At 63.4% G+C, this 20241-nt stretch carries 24 protein-coding genes and 1 pseudogene; 12 read left to right on the forward strand and 13 right to left on the reverse strand.

The genetic code is table 11. The features are described 5' to 3' along the window. Positions 1-80: 80 nt before the first annotated feature. Positions 81-446, forward strand: a complete 366-nt coding sequence (locus NKH78_RS27730) for a VOC family protein (RefSeq protein ID WP_352691733.1) — start codon at positions 81-83, stop codon at positions 444-446. A gap of 231 nt (positions 447-677) precedes the next feature. Further along, the gene (locus NKH78_RS27735; protein WP_254819690.1) at positions 678-902 is read left to right on the forward strand and encodes a hypothetical protein; all 225 of its coding nucleotides are present in this window, start codon (positions 678-680) and stop codon (positions 900-902) included. A gap of 23 nt (positions 903-925) precedes the next feature. On the opposite strand, the gene NKH78_RS27740 is transcribed toward NKH78_RS27735, so the two are convergent. The 8 genes from NKH78_RS27740 to NKH78_RS27775 all read right to left on the reverse strand — a co-directional run bounded on the left by NKH78_RS27740 (position 926) and on the right by NKH78_RS27775 (position 6632). Continuing rightward, on the reverse strand, positions 926-2149 hold the full coding sequence (locus tag NKH78_RS27740) for an MFS transporter (protein ID WP_352740144.1): 1224 nt from the start codon (positions 2147-2149) through the stop codon (positions 926-928). Beyond that, complete coding sequence (locus tag NKH78_RS27745; RefSeq protein ID WP_352740143.1) at positions 2146-3528, reverse strand: NAD(P)-binding domain-containing protein; 1383 nt, start codon at positions 3526-3528, stop codon at positions 2146-2148. Before NKH78_RS27745 ends, NKH78_RS27740 begins: the two co-directional genes overlap by 4 nt. A 44-nt stretch (positions 3529-3572) precedes the next feature. Beyond that, positions 3573-3905: an ArsR/SmtB family transcription factor gene (locus NKH78_RS27750; RefSeq protein WP_254819693.1), complete on the reverse strand. Its 333-nt coding sequence runs from the start codon at positions 3903-3905 to the stop codon at positions 3573-3575. A 69-nt stretch (positions 3906-3974) separates the two neighbouring features. Then, complete coding sequence (arsC, locus tag NKH78_RS27755) at positions 3975-4397, reverse strand: arsenate reductase (glutaredoxin) (RefSeq protein WP_352740141.1); 423 nt, start codon at positions 4395-4397, stop codon at positions 3975-3977. Beyond that, positions 4394-5083, reverse strand: coding sequence for an aquaporin (locus tag NKH78_RS27760; protein ID WP_352740152.1), 690 nt, complete (start codon positions 5081-5083; stop codon positions 4394-4396). The genes arsC and NKH78_RS27760 overlap by 4 nt, the downstream gene beginning before the upstream one ends. A 2-nt stretch (positions 5084-5085) precedes the next feature. Further along, on the reverse strand, positions 5086-5592 hold the full coding sequence (locus NKH78_RS27765; RefSeq protein WP_352740140.1) for an arsenate reductase ArsC: 507 nt from the start codon (positions 5590-5592) through the stop codon (positions 5086-5088). A 15-nt stretch (positions 5593-5607) separates the two neighbouring features. Then, a complete protein-coding gene (locus NKH78_RS27770) occupies positions 5608-5940 on the reverse strand; it encodes an ArsR/SmtB family transcription factor (protein WP_352475581.1) in 333 nt (110 codons plus the stop codon). A 68-nt stretch (positions 5941-6008) separates the two neighbouring features. Then, positions 6009-6632: an NAD(P)H-dependent oxidoreductase gene (locus NKH78_RS27775; protein WP_352740150.1), complete on the reverse strand. Its 624-nt coding sequence runs from the start codon at positions 6630-6632 to the stop codon at positions 6009-6011. A 322-nt stretch (positions 6633-6954) separates the two neighbouring features. Here NKH78_RS27775 and NKH78_RS27780 point away from each other — a divergent pair, with 322 nt between their 5' ends. Further along, on the forward strand, positions 6955-7698 hold the full coding sequence (locus NKH78_RS27780) for an SDR family oxidoreductase (RefSeq protein ID WP_352884816.1): 744 nt from the start codon (positions 6955-6957) through the stop codon (positions 7696-7698). Positions 7699-7742: 44 nt separating this feature from the next. Here NKH78_RS27780 and NKH78_RS27785 read toward each other — a convergent pair whose 3' ends face one another. The 3 genes and pseudogenes from NKH78_RS27785 to NKH78_RS32730 all read right to left on the reverse strand — a co-directional run. Continuing rightward, on the reverse strand, positions 7743-8333 hold the full coding sequence (locus NKH78_RS27785; protein WP_352740137.1) for a DUF922 domain-containing Zn-dependent protease: 591 nt from the start codon (positions 8331-8333) through the stop codon (positions 7743-7745). Between the two features lie 332 nt (positions 8334-8665). Beyond that, positions 8666-8881 carry a MerR family DNA-binding protein gene (locus NKH78_RS32725; protein WP_502899857.1) on the reverse strand — a complete coding sequence of 72 codons (216 nt, stop codon included), beginning with the start codon at positions 8879-8881 and terminating at the stop codon, positions 8666-8668. Between the two features lie 60 nt (positions 8882-8941). Further along, positions 8942-9091: pseudogene (locus NKH78_RS32730) on the reverse strand (MerR family DNA-binding transcriptional regulator); the annotation flags it as partial. Between NKH78_RS32730 and NKH78_RS27795 the strand changes: the two are divergent. Together NKH78_RS27795 and NKH78_RS27800 are read left to right on the forward strand one after the other, a co-directional pair. Further along, on the forward strand, positions 9020-9901 hold the full coding sequence (locus NKH78_RS27795; protein WP_502899855.1) for a cation efflux transmembrane domain-containing protein: 882 nt from the start codon (positions 9020-9022) through the stop codon (positions 9899-9901). The pseudogene NKH78_RS32730 and the gene NKH78_RS27795 overlap by 72 nt on opposite strands. A gap of 811 nt (positions 9902-10712) precedes the next feature. Further along, a complete protein-coding gene (locus NKH78_RS27800; RefSeq protein WP_352740148.1) occupies positions 10713-11357 on the forward strand; it encodes a peroxiredoxin-like family protein in 645 nt (214 codons plus the stop codon). 401 nt (positions 11358-11758) lie between these two features. Here NKH78_RS27800 and NKH78_RS27805 read toward each other — a convergent pair whose 3' ends face one another. After that, a complete protein-coding gene (locus tag NKH78_RS27805) occupies positions 11759-12067 on the reverse strand; it encodes a hypothetical protein (RefSeq protein WP_352705610.1) in 309 nt (102 codons plus the stop codon). Between the two features lie 130 nt (positions 12068-12197). Between NKH78_RS27805 and NKH78_RS27810 the strand changes: the two genes are divergently transcribed. The 6 genes from NKH78_RS27810 to NKH78_RS27835 all read left to right on the forward strand — a co-directional run bounded on the left by NKH78_RS27810 (position 12198) and on the right by NKH78_RS27835 (position 17862). After that, positions 12198-13637 (forward strand): LuxR C-terminal-related transcriptional regulator, encoded by a 1440-nt coding sequence (locus NKH78_RS27810; protein ID WP_352778817.1) that lies wholly within the window; start codon positions 12198-12200, stop codon positions 13635-13637. 93 nt (positions 13638-13730) lie between these two features. Continuing rightward, positions 13731-14495, forward strand: coding sequence for a pseudouridine synthase (locus NKH78_RS27815; RefSeq protein WP_352740132.1), 765 nt, complete (start codon positions 13731-13733; stop codon positions 14493-14495). Between the two features lie 156 nt (positions 14496-14651). Beyond that, complete coding sequence (locus NKH78_RS27820; protein ID WP_254819704.1) at positions 14652-14999, forward strand: antitoxin Xre/MbcA/ParS toxin-binding domain-containing protein; 348 nt, start codon at positions 14652-14654, stop codon at positions 14997-14999. After that, a complete protein-coding gene (locus NKH78_RS27825) occupies positions 15000-15554 on the forward strand; it encodes an RES family NAD+ phosphorylase (protein WP_352740130.1) in 555 nt (184 codons plus the stop codon). It abuts the gene before it with no gap. Between the two features lie 152 nt (positions 15555-15706). Further along, positions 15707-17098, forward strand: a complete 1392-nt coding sequence (locus NKH78_RS27830) for an NfeD family protein (RefSeq protein WP_352778816.1) — start codon at positions 15707-15709, stop codon at positions 17096-17098. Beyond that, entirely contained in the window at positions 17095-17862 is a 768-nt protein-coding gene (locus NKH78_RS27835; protein ID WP_352705623.1) for a slipin family protein, read from the forward strand. Before NKH78_RS27830 ends, NKH78_RS27835 begins: the two co-directional genes overlap by 4 nt. 39 nt (positions 17863-17901) lie before the next feature. Here the strand turns inward: NKH78_RS27835 and NKH78_RS27840 are convergent, their stop codons facing one another. Continuing rightward, complete coding sequence (locus NKH78_RS27840) at positions 17902-18831, reverse strand: LysR family transcriptional regulator (RefSeq protein ID WP_352740126.1); 930 nt, start codon at positions 18829-18831, stop codon at positions 17902-17904. Between the two features lie 105 nt (positions 18832-18936). On the opposite strand from NKH78_RS27840, the gene NKH78_RS27845 reads away from it, so the two are divergent. Further along, positions 18937-19947, forward strand: a complete 1011-nt coding sequence (locus NKH78_RS27845) for a zinc-dependent alcohol dehydrogenase family protein (RefSeq protein WP_352753642.1) — start codon at positions 18937-18939, stop codon at positions 19945-19947. The last annotated feature ends 294 nt before the right edge of the window (positions 19948-20241 follow it).

A 20241-nucleotide genomic window follows, 5' to 3' on the forward strand; every position in this document is an offset into this window, starting at 1 on the left:
CCGAAGAATCTTTTCGGTTGCCCGCATCGTCTTTTCCGCGTGGGCGGCTGCGCGGCAGCCATCAAGCAGGAGAGACGATCATGCATATCCAGTTTGCCGAGCTTCCAGTGTTCGACCAGGACCGTGCCAAGGCGTTCTACACCAGGCATCTCGCCTGTCAGGTGCTGGCCGACCAGAAGATGGGCGATGGCGGCTGGCGCTGGATCGAGCTGGCGTTTCCGCATGCCGTGACGAACCTGCATTTCATCAGGCGCGCCGACGACACCCCCGCCGCGGAGCCGGTATTGGTGCTGGTCGACGAAAATGTCGGAGCAATGACCGCGGCGTTGAAAGCGGGCGGCGTCGAGACCGTCACCGAACCTCATGAGGCGCCGTGGCAGCCGGGCCGCACGGTGGCGGAGTTTCGCGACAGCGAAGGCAACCGCATGGTCCTCGCCAGCCGATAAGCCTCCGGAACCCTCTGTCTGGCGGGGCGTCGTACCTAAGTCCTACCTCCGGCCGGACCATCGGCCGTGCTTCCTTCGCATTATTATTTCGTGACCTCTGCGCGCCGGAACCTTCCCTTGCATCGGGCGTTCGGGCGCTGTATTCGCGATGCCTCATATTTAGGCAGGCGGAGGAAATGCGAATAAGGGCGGGTGGCAAAACAAACATGGGCCGGGGAGGAGCATCTTACCATGTCGAACCGTAAAATCGGAATGTCCCACAGTTTGGGGCTGCGCGTTGCTGACCTCAAAGCCAGAATGCGAAGCGCCCAGATCACCGAGCACGAGATGAAGACGTTTCAGAAAGTTGCCGCCATCATGGGAGGCGCCGAAGGCTCCCTGCGGCTGGATGCCGACGATCTGATCGCCGCATCCTTCCTTGCCGACCCCTTAGAAGATCTCCCGCTACCCAGGTGAAGGGGGTGAACGCTGGTCAAATCCTATCGGGATTGAACCTGCGATTCCCGCCGGCGGAGCATCCGCCAGCCCAAGCCGCATGCCAAGAGGACGTTGGCCAGCGCCAGACCGGAAAGCGCGGCCAACGTCCCATGCGGGCCGAAGCGCTCCAGCAGCAATGCGCCGGCCGAGGGTGCCGCCGCCTGGGCGATCAGGCTCGGCATGGCGAGGCGACCCATTAGTCTCGCATAGCCGTTCGAGCCGAACAGCGCGAGCGGCAGCGTTCCCCGTGCGATGGATTCGAGGCCGATGCCCGCGCCATAGAAACCGAGCGCCACCGGGATGATTGGCATGCCGGCCCAGAGCGCCGAAACGCCGATCGCCACAAAGGCAACTGAGGCGAACTTGGTCAGGATCGGATGGTGGTAGCGCGCAATCATCATCTCGATCGCGCGCGCCGCCACCTGGGACGGGCCGACCAGAGCGCCGAGCCCGACGGCCGCGGCCAGCGCCATGCCGCTGCCCTGCAGGATGGTGAGCAGATGCACCGACAGCGTCGAGGAGATTACCGCCGCAAGCGTGAGGGTCGCGGCCAGAACGATCATGATCGACGGATCCATATTGTTTTCCAGGACCGGTGCCGCCTCCTTCAATTCTGGTTTGACTGCCGGTTGCGGCGCCGCGCGGGGCAGGATCACCAGATAGAGCGGAAGCGCAATTGCCAGCTGAAAGGCGGCGTAAACCAGGCAGGTGCCGCGCCAGCCGACCTCCCCCAGCAGCAAGGCTGAGATCGGCCAGCAGATCGTGCTCGCAAGACCGCCGAACAGCGTCAGCGCGGTGATTGCGGAGCGCGCGCCGTGGCCGTAGTGGCGGCCAAGCGTGGCGAAAGCGGCATCGTAGAGCCCCGCACCCATGCCCAGTCCGATGATCAGCCAGGCAGCGACATAGGCCGCAAGGTTGGGAGCAAGGGCTAGCCCGATCTGGCCGACCCCGATGCATCCGGCGCTGAATGCCAGGACGTTGCGGCCGCCATGCCGCTCGATCGATGAACCGACGCGCGGAGAGATCAATCCCGCCATGAGCAAGCCGAGAGACAGCCCGCCGACAACCCATGCCAGCGGCCAGCCGGTATCGGAGGAGACCGCCGGTGCAATGACCGCGGGAAGATAGTAGGACGATCCCCACGCCATGATCTGCGTCAGGCCAAGCGTGGTTATGATCGCGCCGCTGCTGCGCAGGATGGCCGTCGAAGGCGGCGAAAGCCTCATGCGGCGACGCTGCAGCCGCAACCGCTTTTGCCGATCGCCTTTGCGTCGACATCGGCGACACAGCAGGCATCCGAAGCGGCGGGCGCCGGACCGCCGCAGCACCCCTTATCGGCAGTACCGATCGTCGGCACGGTGCAGACGCCGGTCTCCGGCAGCACGAGCTGGACATTGTCGGCCGCCACCATGTCTCCGGCGATCGCCGCCGCGACCGAGCGGACCTGCTCATAGCCGGTCAGCAGCAGGAAGGTCGGCGCGCGGCCATAGCTCTTGATGCCGACCGTATAGAACCCTTGCTCTGGATGGCTGAGCTCGCGGTGGCCGTGCGGCGGCACGTCGCTGCAGGAGTGCTCGTTGGGATCGATCAGGGGCCCCAGTGCCTTGACGCTTTCCAGCCACGGATCGAGCTCGAGCCGAAGCTCGCGCGTCAGCGACAGATCCGGGCGTTGTCCGGTCGCGGCGATGATGCGGTCGACCGGGCCAAGCGCCTGCAAACCGTCCCTGGTCTGGCCTTCGACGACCAGCCGTCCGTCGGCATCGCGGATCGAAACAGCCGCAAAGCCCGTCACCAGCCTGACGCCGCCGCTCTCGGCGAGCTCGCGCACTTCGGCGCCGAGTTCGCCGCGTGCCGGCAATTGGTCGGCATCGCCGCCGCCATAGATGCGCACCAGATCGGTGCCGCGCGTTGTCCAGATGAAAGCCGTGCCGGCCTCCACATTTGCCAGGCTGGCGAGATCCAGCACCGCATTGGCGGCGGAATGGCCGGAGCCGGCGACCAGCGTCGTCTTCCCCGCATAAAGGCTGCGGTCGCGGCCGAGAATATCGGGTATGCCGTAGGCGATGCGGTCGGCAAATTCGGCTTCGCCTTCTGCAGGAATTCCGCCGGCGCCGAGCGGGTTCGGCATCTGCCAGGTTCCCGACGCATCGATGACGGCGCGGGCGCTGTCGCGCCTGGTGCCGGTGGAGGTTTCGACTACCAGCATGAATGGCCGGTTTTCGCGTACCTTGCTCAGCACCTTGTCGGCGCCCCAGCGCGAAATGCCGACGACGCGGGCGCCGGTTTCGATCGACTGCGACAATTGCGGAAGCTTTGCAAGCGGCTCGAGATAGTCCGCGACGAGGTCGTCCGCGGTCGGGAATGCCTCGGGCTCGGGCATCCGCCAGCCATGCGCCTCGAGCAGGTCTCTGGCCGCCTGATCGACGCAATAGCGCCAGGGCGTGAACACCCGGACATGGCCCCAATCCCTGAGATTGGATGCAACCGCATTGCCGGCTTCATAGACTTTGACAGGAATGCCCTGCGCGATGAGGTGGACCGCTGCTGCCAGACCGACCGGCCCGGCGCCGATCACCGCGACGGGGAGTTTTTCAATTGTTTCCATGTCTTCCATCCTTCCGGTAATTTCGAATTATAATGCCAAAAAAATCACGCCGCCGTTTTGGCGACCGCTTCCGCCGATGCCGGCGCACAGGTGCCGTCGGCGCAGCATTCGTCCGCGAGGTATCCGATGAGCCCGTTCATGGCGGGATAGTTGGCCCGGCAGATCAGCGTGGTCGCCTGGCGCTCCTGCGTTACCAGGCCGGTGTCGACCAGCCGCTTGAGGTGATGCGACAGCGTCGAGGCGGCGATGCCGAGCCTGTCCTGGATGCGCCCGACCGGCAGCCCCTCATCGCCGGCTCGCACCAGCGTCCGATAGAGCTGCAACCGCGTCGGGTTGCCGAGGGCTTCAAGTTGTGCGGCTGCTTTTTCGAGTTTCATGGAAATAAGCTATTTCCAGAATCGCTGCACGTCAAGAGAATTTCGACAAAGATCGAAATAAGACGATATCTAGCCGACGCGCTTACCGCTGGCGTCGATGACGACCTCGCCGTTCTCCTTGGTGAACGGGCCGATATCCGGATTGGGCAGGATATCGAGCACCGCTTCGGAGGGTCGGGCGAGCATGGTGCCGAGCGGCGTCACCACGATAGGCCGGTTGATCAGGATCGGATGCGCCAGCATGAAATCGAGGATCTCGTCGTCGCTCCACTTGGGGTCGCCCAGGCCGAGTTCGCCATAGGACGTGCCCTTCTCTCGTAGCAATTGGCGCGGCGTCATGCCCATCGCCGCGATCAGCTCGACGAGTTTTTGCCGCGATGGCGGGTTCTTCAGATATTCGATCACCTCCTGCTCCTCGCCGGACTGCCTGATCATGGCCAGCGTGTTGCGCGAGGTGCCGCAATCGGGGTTGTGGTAGATGGTGATGGTCATTGCGCAGCTTTCATCTGTCCGACTGGTTTCGGTTGGGCGAGCAGCCACCCTGCCAATGCCACGGCCAGCAACGCGCCCAATAGCTCGGCGGCGATGAAGCCCGCCAGATCGGCGGGGCGGATCCCGGCAAACGTGTTGGAGAACGCACGGGCGATGGCGACGGCCGGATTGGCGAAGGATGTCGACGCGGTGAACCAATAGGCGGCGGTGATATAGAGCCCGACCAGCCAGGGGATCGAATCCGGACGTGAGCGCAGGCCGGCGAGGATGGTGAAGACCAGCCCGAAGGCGGCAACCAGCTCCGCAATCCATTGCCCGCTTCCGGTCCGCACCGTCGCCGACACTTGCAGGATCGGCAGTTCGAACATCGCATGCGCGAGCAACGTTCCGGCGATGCCGCCGGCAATCTGGGCGGCGACGTAAGCAAGCGCTGCGTTCGTTTCGATCTCGCGTCGAAGCGCAAATACCAGCGTCACCGCCGGGTTGAAGTGCGCTCCGGATATCGGCCCGAATATGGTGATGAGCACGACCAGGATCGCCCCGGTCGGCAAGGTGTTGCCGAGCAGGGAGACGGCGACATCATTGCTCAGCCTGTCAGCCATGATGCCGGAACCGACCACGGTGGCGACCAGCAGAGCTGTGCCGAGGGCTTCGGCGGCAAGGCGGCGGGAAAGATTGGCCACGATGCTCAGCCGGCCTTCGGCAGATTGCGGCCGATTTCATCGAGGCGCTTCTGCAGCGCAAGTCTGTCGACCGCATTGATCGGCAGGCTGACAAAGATCGAAATCCGGTTGTTGAGCATGCGGTACGCTTCGGCGAAGGCGAGATGCCTTTCCGCCTCGGTGCCTTCGACGGCTGCAGGATCAGGTACGCCCCAATGCGCCGTCATCGGTTGCGCGGGCCAGACAGGGCAGGACTCGTTCGCAGCATTGTCGCAGACCGTGAAGACGAAGTTCATCTCCGGGGCTCCGGGCACGGCAAACTCTTGCCAGTCCTTCGAACGGGCAAAGGACGTATCGTAGTTGAGGCTTTTTAAAAGCTGGAGGGCATAGGGATGAACCTCTCCCTTCGGATGCGATCCAGCCGAATAGGCCTTGAACTTGCCGGGGCCGACGCGGTTCAGGATCGCCTCGGCGAGGATCGATCTTGCCGAATTGCCGGTGCAGAGAAAAAGAACGTTGTATGGCTCGCTCATGGCGTACCCTCCCTTCTAGCAGTTGCAGGTCACGGCCTGGATGACCGGCTGGCAAAGTTCCGGCGCGCCATTGCAGCAATCCTCCATGAGGTAGGCCAGCAGATCGCGAAAGCCGGTCATATCGGCGAAGTAGCGCACGCTGCGGCCCTCTCGTTCGGTCCGCACCAAGCCGGCATGCGACAGTATCTTGAGATGGGCCGACATCGTATTCGGCAACGCGGCGAGCCGTGAGGCGATCTCGCCCGCAGCTACGCCCTCGGCGCCGGCCCGCACCAAAAGGCGAAAAACGTCCAGCCGGGTCTCCTGGCCGAGCGCGGCAAGTGCGGAAAGGGCGAGCGTCTTGTCCATATTTCCAGATTTCCAGAAATGGGGAATAGAGTCAACGCGCCTATGCCGGTGACGGCTCGCCTAGCTTATCAGCCAGGCACTGTGGCGGCGACCGCATCAGCGCGTCCAAGGCTTGCAACCGTTTTCCTGACCCGCTGCAGATGCGCCTGGCGTCCGGCGGCCGAGACGCTGTCCATCCGGTAGAGCGCCAGGAATTTGGTCCGGCACAGCGGATGGCAGACGGAGCGGAAGCCGCGCAGCAGGGTTCGCCGGCCGGGCTGTCCCATGATCCACGACATCAGCGGCGTGGCACCGCATGTCGTCATCGCCATCACCCGGCGTATGTGCCGCAATTTGGGCCGCGGACCGCGTCGTGCGGTCGGCATCTCGAAAGCGAAGCCCGGCACCAGCACGCGCTCCAGCCAGCCTTTCAGCATCGCCGGCAGGCCATACCACCAGGTCGGGTAAATGAAGACGACCGCCTCCGCCCAGAGCAGCTCCTGCGCATGTTCGTGCACGAGTTGCAGGTTCGCCGCCTTGTCGTGGTAGCCGCGCCACTCCTGCGTGCGCATGACTGGGTCGAAGCCGGTCGCATAGAGGTCGAGCAGGTGGACCTGATGGCCGCGTTCGGCAAGCGTCTCCAGCACCATATCGCGGACGGCGCCATTGAAGCTGTCCGTGCAGGGATGGCAATAGACGACGAGAACCTTCATCTTGCGCTCAGCCCGGTCGGTCACGAGAGGATCGCGGTGGTGCCAACAGGCGCGTCGCATGCAAACAAGCCACCCGCAGACGTAGTCGATCAGCTGTTTTCATGCGAAGCCCCGCAGCCCGTATCAAGACGCAACAGCTCCAGTCACGTCAAGGCCCGCTCGTTCGCTCAAAGAAAATTGCGCAGACATGGGCTTGCCGGAGGGCGCTGTCCCGGCCCTTCTCTGTCCCGCAAGCCGTCCGTTCCTTCAGTCGCCCATAAGCATTGCTTTCAGAGCATCCGCACCTAGCTTCAGGGCGTATCCAAAACCTCGGGAGAAAAAGATGCAGACAGGAAAACTGAGCGGCAAGATCGCCTTGGTGACTGGTGCCTCCTCAGGCATCCGCGAGGCCACCGCCTTGGCGCTGGCGGCCGAGGGCGCCACGCTGGTGATTGCTGCGCGGCGCGCCGAGCGCCTGGACAATCTGGCGAGGCGGATCCGTGAGACCGGCAGTGCGGCGCTGCCGATTGTCGTCGACGTCACCGACGAGACGCAAGCCACGGCGATGGTCGAACGGGTCCAGCAGGAGTACGGCCGGCTCGACATTCTGCTTGCGGTTGCAGGCGTCGGCGTCGCCGCGCCGTTCCGCAACACGACGCCGGAAGAGTACCGCCGGATGGTCGACGTCAACATTCTCGGGCTGCTTTATCCGATCCATGCGGCACTGCCCTCGATGCAGCGGCAAGGCGCCGGCCACATCGTCGTCGTCTCGTCCGGCACCGGCCGTTATATCCACCCTTCGGTGGTCTATTCCGGCACCAAGCACGCGGTGAGCGCGATGGCGGAATCGCTGCGCCGCGAGATCGGCAAGGACGGTATCCGCGTCACCTGCATCGAGCCCGGTGCCGTCAAGACCGAGTTCACCCAGAATATGCGCGCCGATGTGCGCCAAGCGGTCGAGCAAAGGCTGGGCGACATGGAGCAGCTGGAAAGCGAGGACATCGCCGCCGCCATCTTGTACGCGGTGACCCAGCCGCCACGGGTCAACGTCAACATCCTGACCCTCTATCCGACCGAGCAGGCGTGAGGGCCGCAAAGGTGGTACCCTGCCGCCTCCACAGCCCTGCAGCATCATCCGCCGGTCATCAGCGTGAACACAAGCTGCCGCAGCTTGCCGCCCGGGCCGAATTCGACCCGGTCGAAATCGCGGCTCGCCTGCCGCTGTGCCTGCGAAATTCCGGCGAGACGTCTCGTCACTTCGGTCCTGATCTTGCTGCAGCCGCGGTCATCGGCGACGGTCAGGCCGATGGTGGCCGCCTCGATCTTATGCACCATGTCGATGATCCTGGCGCCATGCACCTTCTCGTGGGCAGCAAGGCCGGCTGAGAATATCTCCCAGTTCTTCTGGATTGCGCCCGGCAGCCGCGCGGCCGGCTTCGGCAAGGTGTAGGTGATGATCAGCTTCGGTAGCGCCGACACCAGTACGCAGGCGTCGCCTTGCGGCTGGTAGTCCCTCACCCAGGTCAGCTTGAAATTGGTATGCGCGATGACGCGGCGCTCGCCGAGCAGCGGCCCGCGCCCACCGATCGAGGCATAGAGCTCCGGCCCAGATTGCCCTGAGATGGCATAGGTCTCGACCTTCTCGACCGCCTGCCAGCCGGCATGCGCCAGCGATGTCGGCAGACAGGCGAGCAGCAGGCAAAGGCGAACGGCTGTTTTCATGCAAGTCCTCGCAGCCGCTGCGCACGATGCAAATGACATGCAGTTCCCTTCCGGGGACATAGCCGGCGGCCGGCTATAGTGGGATGCTCGTATACAAGAATCCACAGGCAACGCCATGTCGCCACGACCGAACATTGCCCGGCAACGCCCTGCCCCCCGGACCCAGCCTCCCGGTGTCAACCTGCCGCGCGCTGTCTAACTTGGCCTGTGCTCGCGCAAGTCGGAGTGCGTTATCGCTTCTGGCTGACGCCTGAATGCTTCGAGTCGGGGTTGACATTCTGTGAAGGTGCGCCGGTTGCCGCCGCCCGTGAACACTGCCATCACCTTTCCGATCAACTTGCCGCCAACTTCCCATGCGCATGCGTTCGGTCGGCGAGCGTTTCGATCACGCGACACTCGCCGACCCGCCCGCACGCGCATTCCTCGACCATCTTCCGCAATTCCCTGCGCAGAGCCTTAAGACTGGCGATGCGCTTCTCCACCTCGACCAGCCGCGCCTTTGCGATCTCATCGGCGCGGGCGCATGATTGATCCGGATCGTCCTGCAACGAAAGCAGCGTACGGATCGCATCAACCTCGAAGCCGAGTTCTCGCGCGTGCCGGATGAAGGCAAGCCGCGCTACTGCCCTCCTTCCATAGCGTCGCTGCTTTCCTTCGGTTCGACCCGTTTCGGGCAACAGGCCAATTTGCTCGTAGTAGCGGATCGTCGGTATTTTCACCTCCGCGCGACGAGACAATTCACCGATCGACAAATCCATAAAAAGCCTCTTGAACCTCTAGCCACTAGAGATCCTACAGTGTCTTCACTGAGGAGTCACCCCATGTCTGAAGCTTGCTGCGATCATAAAACCAAAAGCTGTGCGGGACCGCCGCCGCTGGTTCTGCCGGCGAAGCTGCACGGTCATTCACATGATCGTGCAGCGGAAGCCTCATGCTGTTCGGACGGCGTGCCGGTCTTTGACGGCATGAACCCGCGCTACAAGCGTGTGCTGTGGACGGTCATCGCTATTAATGCGGCCATGTTCCTGACGGAAATGACTGCCGCCTCACTTGCCGGTTCTCAGGCGCTGAAGGCCGACGCGCTGGATTTCCTCGCCGACACCCTCACCTATGGGCTGAGCCTCGCGGTCATCGGCGCGAGCTTGAGGACGCGCGCAACGGCTGCGCTGCTCAAGGGTCTGTCGCTCAGCCTGATGGCGCTATGGGTTTTCGGCTCGACCGTCTATCAGACGCTGATCCTCGGCGTACCCAGCGCGGAAGTCATGGGCATCATCGGCTTTCTGGCCCTTGCCGCCAATCTTGCTTCCGTTGGTTTTCTGATACCTTACAAGGATGGTGACGCGAATGTCCGCTCGGTTTGGCTGTGCTCGCGCAACGACGCGATCGGCAATATGGTGGTGATGGCCGCAGCTGTCGGCGTTTGGAGTACGTCAAGCGCATGGCCGGATCTGACCGTCGCCGCACTTATGGCCGGTATCTTTCTAACCTCATCGGTGCAAATCCTGCGGCAGGCCTGGAGCGAATACCGCGAAGGCGCACCAGACCGAACGACTGTGCCTGCCGAATGATCTGTTGGTTATGTGGGCAAGAGCGGATGTCCAGATACCCGTCTCGTTGTCTGTAATCGGGTCACGGAGCGACGCTTTGTGAAAGCGCCGCTCCTCTTCTGCACGATCACCGCCTGATCACGCACGCTGCCGGAAAGGGCGACGTCTCCGACGGTGATCGTGACCAGGTCGCAACCCCGCAGCTTGCTGTCGATGGCAAGATTGAACAGCGCAAGATCGCGTTCTGCATCTGATACTGCAGTCGCGTTCCGATGCTCCAGACCTCTCGTGCCTTGGGCGGAGACTTCTGGCCGACGATGTGGCCCGTGTTCCAACTGGGCATGGTCCTTCTCCTATGCCACCCTCCACAGCCGCAGCGGCCGATGCGGGCCTGCGAAATTGCAACGTCTAACCTGGAGCCGCCTCCGAGGATTCTATTCGGAAGGTTACCGACTTGCGCCGCATCCGATGAAGTGGATCACGCAATGCGCGCAGTCGTGCCATTTGTTGCGCTTCTAAAAAGCGTAAGGGCTCAAGTCGACCAAGGACGCCCATCTGGAGGATAAATCGACTTCGCCGCTGGGTCGCCTCCCACGGATGAGACGACCCACTGTTCCGCGGCGCTCGAGACGGCTCGCGAAACGGGCGACCCGCAGATGAATTTTTCGTGTTATGATGCGCTTGCAACACGCGTAATCTCGACCTCGGCAATATGGCAGAGGTCGAAAGCTATTGCCTTGGCACAGGAAGCTTTCGCCCCCGGCAACTTGATCGCCTCCGAAACGCTGGGTGTGCTGCTTTCCCTGACTGACCCAGGGCGAGGAGGTTGTCCATGTCCACGAGTAGTGTTGACCGCCCGCTGCAGCCGGGCGACCGGGCACCGAATGTTGTGCTCAATGCGATCTCACGCGAAGGCAAGATCGCGCTCGATGATTTTCGAGGCCGTAGCCCGTTGTTGATCGGTTTGTTCCGAGGCCTGCACTGTCCGTTCTGCCGGCGCCATGTCGCGGCGATGGCGCAACTTAAGCCGGCCCTGCGTGAGAAAGGCGTCGAATGCCTGGCGGTGGTCAATACGCCAGTCGAGCGGGCGCGGCTCTATTTCCGTTACCACCCGGCACCCGATCTTCTCGCTGCATCCGACCCGGAGCGGGCCTCGCACCGTGCCTTCGGCTTGCGCGAGGTCGGGATGGAAACGGTCATGGCGATACCGTTCCATCTCCCGGGCGAGTTGCCCGAGCCTATGGACGTCATGGCAATGAATGAATTTCTTAACAAGAAAGAAGGTTATGAGATTACGGAAGTCGATCAGCAGGCGATGGCTTCCAGCCAGGCGCAGCTTGTCGGTCAGTTCCTAATCGACCGGGCGGGCATCGTACGCTGGAATTTCACTGAAGTTCTGGAGGATGGCCTCAACACCTTCAGAGCGCCGAATCCCGAGGAATTGATGTCGGCAGCTTCCGAAGTTGCACATACTTAGGCTGCGGAACCAGGCTGCTGAAAGCTCGCTCGACGAGCACCGAACTGTGGTGATTTTGGATTCAACCATCATCGAGATGCTCAGGCGCGGAGGGCTAACGGCCGGCTGCCGTCCAAGTGGTACAGCGCGTGGTCCAGGCGGAGTGACGCATGGTCGTCTTCGAGCCCCATAATTCCCCCTCATGAGTTAGGACGTCCGGTGGGCACTGGGATGGTTTGCTGCCCGGGTGTGTACCCGGCGCGCGTTTACCTGAGGTGTCGCCCGGTGTCGGGCGGCAGCATCGGGAAGAGTCCTGGCCGCGTTGAAAGCGCACGGCGCTGAGCGGATCGAGATGGATCCGGCGCGGTCTTCTGCTCAACATTGCCGAAAGCTTGCGCCGCAAAGGGGCGGATCGCTGGTTGCTAGCGGGCGGCGAGCTTGTCGGACCGTTTGCAATACAGGCGGACGCCGACGGGCACGATCTCATAGCCGGCGTTGTTCAACTGGAGCTTCATCTCCTCGAAATGCCGCTTTGAGCCGCTGACGATCGATTCAGGCGTGTAGTCCCAGCCGTTGCGGGCGGCATTGGCCAGGATGTCGGCGTAGAGTCGCATGCTCGTGATTTTCACATCCGATTCCAGCACCTGCCTGCATCCTCTTGCGAACGACGGCGACGGGGCCGCAGAAGAACTCAAAATCGTGCATGCAATAACGACCGAAACGGTACGCATGGAAGCCTCCCCTGACTACAGCTGTTGCTGCGGGCGATCTTGCAGTTTGTGCGTCAGCGGCGGCATCGGGCAGATGCAGTATTCGATCTCCTGCATATGTAGTATTCTTCCGCTGGGGACGGGTTCCAGCATGATGCTCAACGACGCTTCGAAAGCGCGGGCGCTCGACGCCTTGTCGGGTCGCGAGCGCGCGGTTGCGGAAAAATTCGCGTCCGGTATGACTTACCGTGAAATCGGCAAGGCGCTTTTCATTGCCCCGACCACAGTTCGCACTCACCTTGCGAGCATCTACGAAAAGCTCGGCGTACGGACCAAGATCGGGCTTGCGACCTACTTTAGCGGTATCCCGCGCGCGTCGCAGGAAGCGCTTTTGCCTTTGTCCGAAGCCCCGCCAGCGCTTGCCATATTCCCGATTGAATGCCTCAATTCCGAAGAGCGATGGCGTCGCTTTGCCGATGGCCTGTCGTCGGACATCACCATCGACCTGGCGCGCTACGCAGGCCTGCCTGTCATAGCCTTTCACACGATGAAATCACTGGGCAGCAAGCCGGCCGATTTTGCCGCGGACGGCAAGACGCTCGGCGTCACCTATATAGTTTCGGGCCGGTTGCGCGCCGACGACCAGAGGGTTCGCTTGACGATAGAGCTTGCCGATGCTCGTAACGGCGTCAGCCTGTGGAGGGAGCGCTACGACCGGCCTGTCGAGGACATTTTCGAGCTGCAGGACAGCCTGACCGAAAGCATCATCAATGTGTTCGCCGGCAGTTACGGAACCCTCGCCACCGTCGGCCGCAACGCGGTTCGCCGCAAGCCGCCGGCCAGCCTGCGCGCCTATGATTGCTATCTGCTCGGTGTAGAACAGCACACGACGTTCAGCCGCGCCGGCAATGCGGCGGCGATCCGTCTGTTTTTACGAGCGCTGGAGCTTGACCCCACTTTCGCCAACTGCTGGGCCGAACTCGCCTATGCCTATTCGATCGAGGCCTGCAACGGCTTTGGCGACGACGTGCTGACCTCGATCGAGAACTGGCGGACGGCGGCCGAAAACGCACTGCGCCTCGACCCGACGGACAGTTGCGCCCACGCGTGCCTTGGCAACCTCAGAGCATGCCTTGGCGATCTCGAAGGAGCGGAGCGCGCCCACCGGCGCGCTCTCGAATACGGCTTCAATCATGCCGGCATATTGCCGCTACTTGCCGGCAGCAAGGCGCTTGTCGTTGGCGATCCGGCCGAGGCAATTCCGCTCATCGAGCGTGCCATGCGGCTTAACCCACTGGCCCCGCCCTGGTATTTCGGCATGCAGGGCCGCATTCTGTTCGTCGCCGGCAGACACCGGCAAGCCATTGCAGCGCTCCGCCGGAGTTCGCCGGAGTCGCCGGACGTGCTGATGTTTCTGGCGCTCGCGCATGCGGCCACGGGTGAGGCCGGCGAAGCGGCCAGGTTTGCCGCCCGTTTGAAAGCCGAATTCCCCGAATTTTCGGTCGAACGCTTCATCACTGCCTATCCCGTGACCAATCCGGATGCCGTGCTGGCCATACGCGACGCCGCAAGGCTGGCCAGGCTCATCTAACAGGGCCACATGCATCCGAGGCGACATTCCAGTCCTTGCATGGACACAGCCGGCAGCCGGTTATACTGGAAACGCGGAACGAGAACCAACGCCATGTCGCCGCGACCGAACATTGCCCGGCAGCGCCCTGCCCCCGGGACCCAACCTCCCGGCGTCAGCCTCTGTCGCGCGCTGTCGAAGCTTGGCCTGTGCTCGCGCAAGCAGGCCGAGCTTCTGGTTGCCGAGGGCCGCGTGCGGGTCGCCGGAAAGATCGTGCGCAACGGCTCGATGCGCGTCGATCCAGGCCGCGACCGCATCGAGGTCGACGGCCGCCGCGTCGCCGCCGAGCGCAAGGTCTATCTGATGCTCAACAAGCCGCGCGGGCTGGTCACCACCCGTGACGACCCGCAGGATCGCGGCACCGTCTATGATTGCCTGGCCGGGCTCGACCTGCCTTTCGTCTCGCCGGTCGGCCGCCTCGACAAGGCCAGCGAAGGCCTGCTGTTGATGACCAACGACACGCGCCTCGCGCAGCGCCTGCTCGACCCCGCCTCACATGTCGCCAAGACCTATCACGTGCAGATCGGCGCCCTGCCCGACGAGGCCATGCTGACGCGGTTGCGCGCCGGCGCGACAGTCGACGGCGAATTGCTGACGGCCCGCTCGATCGAGCTGCTGCGCGGCGGCACCAGCACCGCCTGGCTGGAAATCGTGCTCGACGAGGGCCGCAACCGCCATATCCGCCGGCTGCTCGCCGCCCACGACGTCGAGGTGCTGCGCCTGGTACGGATCGCGATCGGATATCTGCAACTCGGCGACCTCGCCAAGGGCAAGGCACGCCAACTGACCGCCGAAGAGCTGGCGCTGCTTCGGGCCTAAGCGACCAGGCACTGGACGCCCCTCGAACCGAAGCGGCAATTGACATTTGCATCTCTGTTTCATATTTTCCATTTGTGAAACCGAAATGCGCCGATGCAGTCAAAGTGTCAGGCTGACACGCATGGGCGAAGCTGGCTTGGAAGCCGGAGAGAAAATATGGCTACGGCGTTGCGGGCGGTTCCCAGATTCCTGGACGAATTGGGCACGTTTGGCGGTCTCAAGGGAACCGATATTGCAAACATCACCGACGTGTCCAAGGCCACGGTTTCGAGGTGGAAGGCCGGCGACATCAAGCCCCAGCCACGCAGCGAGCTCATTCTATCGGATCTGCACTATATCGTCGGCCGACTGCAGGAATTCTACGAGCCAAGCGATATCCGCACTTGGCTTTACGCTCGCCACCCGCAATTGAACGGTGAAAGGGCGATAGATCTCATTCACGACGACCGTGCTCTCGACGTGCTCAAAGTCATCGATCGGCTTGAGAACGAGGTCTTTCTCTAGTTGGCGATCGCCGGGCGGAAACGACGCGATAGCCGGCTCATCGACGCTATCGAGGCAATAGTTCCGGTCGAATACTCCGGAACGGTTTGGCGTGTCGTGCGCCAGGGCCGCAGCCCGATCCAATGCTCGAGCTCCGGTGGCCGTTGGGACGATGGAACATTCGACGTGCTCTACACCTCGCAAGAGCGCGAAGGTGCCTTGAGCGAGATGAGATTCCACCTGACGCGGGGGCAGCCAGTGGTCCCTTCACGTGTCAGATACAATCTCTTCGAGATCGATCTTTCTTTGGACCGGACGCTCAGATTGCTCGACCTGGCCGCCTTGCAGACCCTTGGCCTCGACACCTCGCGCTACGGCCAGCTTTCGTATCAGGAAAAGCACGCCGAATATCCGAGGTCGCAAGACATCGGCGAGGCCGCATATTTCCTCGATTATGACGGTCTGATCGTGCCCAGCGCGCGATATGACTGCCTGAACGTCGTCGCGTTTTGTGATCGGCTGCCGGCCGCGGCGATAACGACAAGAACCGATCACGGGGAAATCGACTGGACTTAGCGGCGGGTCCGCCGCCGCCAGGCAAGGCCGCCGACCTCGTCTATGTGGCGCGACATGTCGTCGGGTCTGCACAGCCGCGGGACGTCACCCGCCGCGAAGCGTCATGGATTTCGGCAAAATCCAGCCCATATCCTAGGTGTGGAGCTTTGAGCGTGAAACTCGCGCGTGCGGTCCTGCTTGCCGCGGCTTTCGTGGCTGTTGCGGCCGTTTGTCCCTCTTCCGCCACCGGAGAGGCGAACGGCCGGGAGAAAATTGTGTTGCGCGTCGAGATAGACGGCGCCATCGGTCCGGCGAGTGCCAGGCAGCTCGAGGAAGCGCTGGCGGTGGCCGCGGACCGAAACGTCGAGGCTCTCATCCTGCAGATGGACACGCCCGGCGGGCTGGTCACCAGCATGCGCGAGATGATCGCCGGCATTCTCGCCTCGCCGGTTCCAGTCATTGGCTATGTCGCGCCCGCCGGCGGGCATGCGGCGAGCGCCGGAACCTATATCCTCTACGCCACCCATGTAGCGGCGATGGCGCCCGGCACCAATCTGGGCGCGGCAACGCCGATCGAGATGGGCGGGCCGCTGCCATCGTTTCCCGGTGGCAAGAACGATGCCCCCGAGGCGGACAAGGACAAGAAGAACGCCCCCGCGGGCGATGCGATGATCGCCAAGGCGACGAACGATGCCGTTGCCCTGATCCGCAGCCTGGCTGAATTGCGCGGGCGCAATGCCGAATGGGGAGAAAAGGCCGTGCGCGAGGCGGCCAGCCTGTCGGCCGGCGCGGCGCTGCAGCAGCATGTCATCGACTTCCTCGCCCGCGACACCACCGAACTGCTTCAACTGGCCGACGGCCGGACCGTCGAGGTCGCCGGCAAAAAAGAGGCATTGGCGACCAAAGGGCTGCCGGTCGAAACGCTCGAGCCAGGCTGGCTTATCAGGCTTCTCGCCGTCATCACGGACCCGAACATCGCCGTCATCCTGATGCTGGTCGGCGTCTATGGCCTCGTCTTCGAGTTCACGAGCCCGGGCGCGGTCGCACCCGGCGTGATCGGCACGATTTGCCTGCTGCTCGGGCTCTATGCGCTCAATCTCCTGCCGATCAGTTATGCCGGCCTGGCTTTGATGCTGCTTGGCATCATCTTCCTGGTCGTCGAAGCCTTGAACCCGACTGTGGTCCTTGGGCTGGGAGGCGTGGCTGCGTTTCTGCTGGGCGCAGCCATGCTGCTCAGGATCGAGGGGCCCGGCTTCGAGATGTCGTGGGCCGTTATCGGCACCGCCGCCGTCCTGACGCTCGGCCTGGCACTGTTGACCGGCAGCTATCTGTGGGCGGTCCGCAAGAACGTTCCGCGTGTTGGGGCACAGGCCATGCAGGGTCTGCCGGCGGAGGTCCTCGACTGGCAGGGCTGCGAGGGCCACGTGCTCGCCCGGGGCGAGCGCTGGCGGGCAAAAGCCGACGAACCGCTTGCAGTGGGCGACAGCGTCGAGGTGGCCGATGTCAGAGATCTTGTGCTGACGATACGGCGCCGCAATGTGAGAAGCGATGGAGCAAGGCAATGATCATCGGTTATGTGGCCTATCTGGCAGCAGCGCTCGTCGTGGTCATGTTCCTATCCGCGGCCATTCGCATCCTGCGGGAATATGAGCGCGGCGTGGTCTTCACGCTCGGCCGCTTCACCGGGGTCAAGGGCCCCGGCCTTATCATCCTCATCCCCTTCGTGCAGCAGATGGTGAAGGTCGACCTGCGAGTGGTGGTCCAGGACGTGCCGCCGCAGGACGTGATCTCGCGCGACAACGTCTCGGTGAAGGTGAACGCGGTGCTGTATTTTCGTATCGTCGACGCTGAGCGGGCGGTGATCCAGGTCGAAGACTTCATGACCGCCACCAACCAGCTGGCACAGACCACTTTGCGCTCGGTGCTCGGCAAGCATGAGCTCGATGAAATGCTGGCCGAACGTGACAAGCTTAACAGCGACATCCAGGAGATCCTCGATCAGCGAACCGATGCCTGGGGCATCAAGGTCTCCGATGTCGAGATCAAGCATGTCGACCTCAACGAGAATATGGTCCGCGCCATCGCCAAGCAGGCCGAGGCCGAACGGCTGCGGCGTGCCAAAGTGATCAATGCCGACGGCGAACAGCAGGCGGCGGCAAAACTCGTCGAGGCCGGCAAGATGCTGGCCGAGACACCGCAGGCCATGCAGCTGCGCTATTTCGAGGCTCTCCATGACATCGCCGGTGAGCGCTCGTCGACGGTCGTGTTTCCGGTGCCGATGGATCTGCTCGGTCATTTCATCAAGCAGGGTGGAGGCGGAGGCGGCTGAGCGCGTAATCTCCCGCCTCGAGGAGGGAGATCAGCACCCTCACCTCCGCCACGGCGGGACCGGCGCAAAGCGTTTGCCGATCCAGTCGGCGAAGGCACGTGTCTTGGCGGCTTGCCCCTTGGCCGAAGGCATGACGACATAGACGGCGCCCTCATCGGCAAGCGTCCAGTCCTCCAGCACTGGCACCAGCCGGCCGTCGGCGAGCTCGCGTCCGACCAGCCAATCCGTGCTCATCATCAGCCCGACGCCTTGCACGGCGGCTTCGACCAGCACCTCGGCATCATCGGTGACCAGGGGGCCGGAGACCTCGATACTGACGCGCCGGCCCGAACTGTCGGTCATCTCCCAGGCCGGAAAAGTCTGGAAGCCTGAGAAACCGAGACAGCTGTGTTCCAGCAGCGCTTCAGGTTCGGTCGGCGTGCCCCGGCGGGCGAGGTAGGACGGCGCCGCGCACAGCAGCCGCCGCCGTGTCGCGACCTTGCGCGCCACCAGCCGCGAATCCTCCAGTGCGCCGAGACGCACGGCGACATCGAAATTCTCGGCGACGAGATCGACGAAACGGTTGGAGAACTCGGCCTCGATACGAACGTCGGGAAATTCGGCGAGAAACTGCGGCAGCAGCGGGGCGATCCACATGCGCCCGAACGAGCCGGGCAGCGCCAGCCGCAGCACGCCGCGCGGCCCGCCGCCGGCATGCGCCGACGCGGCAGCCTCGGCTTCGTCGACCGCGGCCAGGATGGCGCGGACGCGGACGAGAAATTCCGAACCCGCCTCGGTCAGCGACACGCTTCGCGTCGTCCGGTGCAGCAGGCGCACGCCCAACCGCTCTTCCAGCGAGGCAAGGCGCCGCGACAGGATCGTCGCGTCGCGGCCGATGCGAGCCGCCGCCTTGGTGAAGGAGCGTGCTTCGGCGATTGCCGCGAAGGCGGCCATTTCGGCCAATGCTGCCGGTTCGTACGATTGCTGCATCAGACGCAGAGCTCAAATGTAAAAGCCAAGGATTATATACCAATAGCGCAGCAGCTAGTTTCACTCAATCCCGGCCCGTCAATCGGCCATTAACCGGAGTGAGACATGAAAGCGATCGAACTGACTGCCCCGAAACTGGACGCGTTTCGCGCGGCCACCGTTCCCACGCCTGAACCGCAGCGTGGCGAAGTGCTGATCCGCCTGCGCGCCGCAAGCCTCAATTTTGTCGATGTCGCGGTAGCGAGCGGCAACTATCCAGGTCCGAGCTTTCCGCTCATTCCCGTCGTCGACGGCGCCGGCGAGATCGTCGGCATCGGCGAGGGCGTGTCGAGGGTCGCCATCAACGACCGCGTCATCGCCCACGCAAAACCGCGCTGGATCGGCGGCCGTCCTCGGCCTTACGAGACAAGAGAGATGCGCGGCCTGACGCTGCCCGGCTCGCTCGCCGAGTATGTCGCGCTGCCGGCCAATGCCGTCGTGCCGATGCCGGCGCATCTTTCCTTCGAAGCGGCAGCGACGCTGCCGATCGCCGGCACCACCGCATGGAATGCGATCCGCGCCGCCGATGCCGGGCCGGGATCGGTCGTCGTCCTGCTCGGCACCGGCGGTGTCTCGATCTTGACCCTGCAGCTGGCCAAGGCAGCCGGCGCCACGGTCATCATCACCTCGTCGTCTGACGAAAAGCTGGCCCGCGCCAAGGCTTTGGGTGCTGATCACCTCATCAATTATCGTGAGACGCCGGACTGGGACGCCAAGGTGCTCGAGTTGACCGATGGCCTCGGCGCCGATCTGATCGTCGAAACCGGCGGCTCGGCCACCTTCGCCCGCTCCATCAATGCCGCGGCGCCTGGCGGCACGGTGTTCGCCATCGGCTTCGTCACCGGCGCCGAGGCCACCACGAACCTGCTGCCTATCATCATCAAGGCACTCAAGGTGGTGGGCAACAACACCGGTTCGGTATCCGACCTGCGCGACGCGGCGCGCGCCATCGGCGCCGCCCATATCGATCCGGTCATCGACACGGTCTACAGCCAGCACCAGGCGACCGAGGCCTACGCCCATATGGCAGCTGGCGGCCGGCATTTCGGCAAGCTTGCGTTTACGCTTTCGTGGTGAGCCTGGAGAAGGCGCCGTCGCTGAAGCTGCCGATCTCCCCCCTCGTGGGGGAGATGTCCGGCAGGACAGAGGGGGGCGCGAAGGATCGCCGGCATTCCGGTCGACCTATGATGAGCTGAGAAATTTGGGCAGTTATGTGAACTGCGATGGAAGAGGTCGGCGGGACAGCGCCCCTCTCTGGCCTGCCGGACATCTCCCCCACAAGGGGGGAGATTGGCAGCTTCGCTGTCTGCTCTTAAATCAGCTTCTCCAGCGTGATCGGCAGGTCCCGCACCCTTTTCCCGGTGGCGTGGA

The organism is Mesorhizobium sp. M0910 (assembly GCF_040319465.1).
Lineage (GTDB): Bacteria > Pseudomonadota > Alphaproteobacteria > Rhizobiales > Rhizobiaceae > Mesorhizobium.

Coding starts and splice junctions, on each gene's coding strand:
- NKH78_RS27730 (WP_352691733.1), top strand. CDS start 81: ATGCATATCCAGTTTGCCGAGCTTCCAGTGTTCGACCAGGACCGTGCC.
- NKH78_RS27735 (WP_254819690.1), top strand. CDS start 678: ATGTCGAACCGTAAAATCGGAATGTCCCACAGTTTGGGGCTGCGCGTT.
- NKH78_RS27740 (WP_352740144.1), bottom strand. CDS start 2,149: ATGAGGCTTTCGCCGCCTTCGACGGCCATCCTGCGCAGCAGCGGCGCG.
- NKH78_RS27745 (WP_352740143.1), bottom strand. CDS start 3,528: ATGGAAACAATTGAAAAACTCCCCGTCGCGGTGATCGGCGCCGGGCCG.
- NKH78_RS27750 (WP_254819693.1), bottom strand. CDS start 3,905: ATGAAACTCGAAAAAGCAGCCGCACAACTTGAAGCCCTCGGCAACCCG.
- arsC (WP_352740141.1), bottom strand. CDS start 4,397: ATGACCATCACCATCTACCACAACCCCGATTGCGGCACCTCGCGCAAC.
- NKH78_RS27765 (WP_352740140.1), bottom strand. CDS start 5,592: ATGAGCGAGCCATACAACGTTCTTTTTCTCTGCACCGGCAATTCGGCA.
- NKH78_RS27770 (WP_352475581.1), bottom strand. CDS start 5,940: ATGGACAAGACGCTCGCCCTTTCCGCACTTGCCGCGCTCGGCCAGGAG.
- NKH78_RS27775 (WP_352740150.1), bottom strand. CDS start 6,632: ATGAAGGTTCTCGTCGTCTATTGCCATCCCTGCACGGACAGCTTCAAT.
- NKH78_RS27780 (WP_352884816.1), top strand. CDS start 6,955: ATGCAGACAGGAAAACTGAGCGGCAAGATCGCCTTGGTGACTGGTGCC.
- NKH78_RS27785 (WP_352740137.1), bottom strand. CDS start 8,333: ATGAAAACAGCCGTTCGCCTTTGCCTGCTGCTCGCCTGTCTGCCGACA.
- NKH78_RS27800 (WP_352740148.1), top strand. CDS start 10,713: ATGTCCACGAGTAGTGTTGACCGCCCGCTGCAGCCGGGCGACCGGGCA.
- NKH78_RS27805 (WP_352705610.1), bottom strand. CDS start 12,067: ATGCGTACCGTTTCGGTCGTTATTGCATGCACGATTTTGAGTTCTTCT.
- NKH78_RS27810 (WP_352778817.1), top strand. CDS start 12,198: ATGATGCTCAACGACGCTTCGAAAGCGCGGGCGCTCGACGCCTTGTCG.
- NKH78_RS27815 (WP_352740132.1), top strand. CDS start 13,731: ATGTCGCCGCGACCGAACATTGCCCGGCAGCGCCCTGCCCCCGGGACC.
- NKH78_RS27820 (WP_254819704.1), top strand. CDS start 14,652: ATGGCTACGGCGTTGCGGGCGGTTCCCAGATTCCTGGACGAATTGGGC.
- NKH78_RS27835 (WP_352705623.1), top strand. CDS start 17,095: ATGATCATCGGTTATGTGGCCTATCTGGCAGCAGCGCTCGTCGTGGTC.
- NKH78_RS27840 (WP_352740126.1), bottom strand. CDS start 18,831: ATGCAGCAATCGTACGAACCGGCAGCATTGGCCGAAATGGCCGCCTTC.
- NKH78_RS27845 (WP_352753642.1), top strand. CDS start 18,937: ATGAAAGCGATCGAACTGACTGCCCCGAAACTGGACGCGTTTCGCGCG.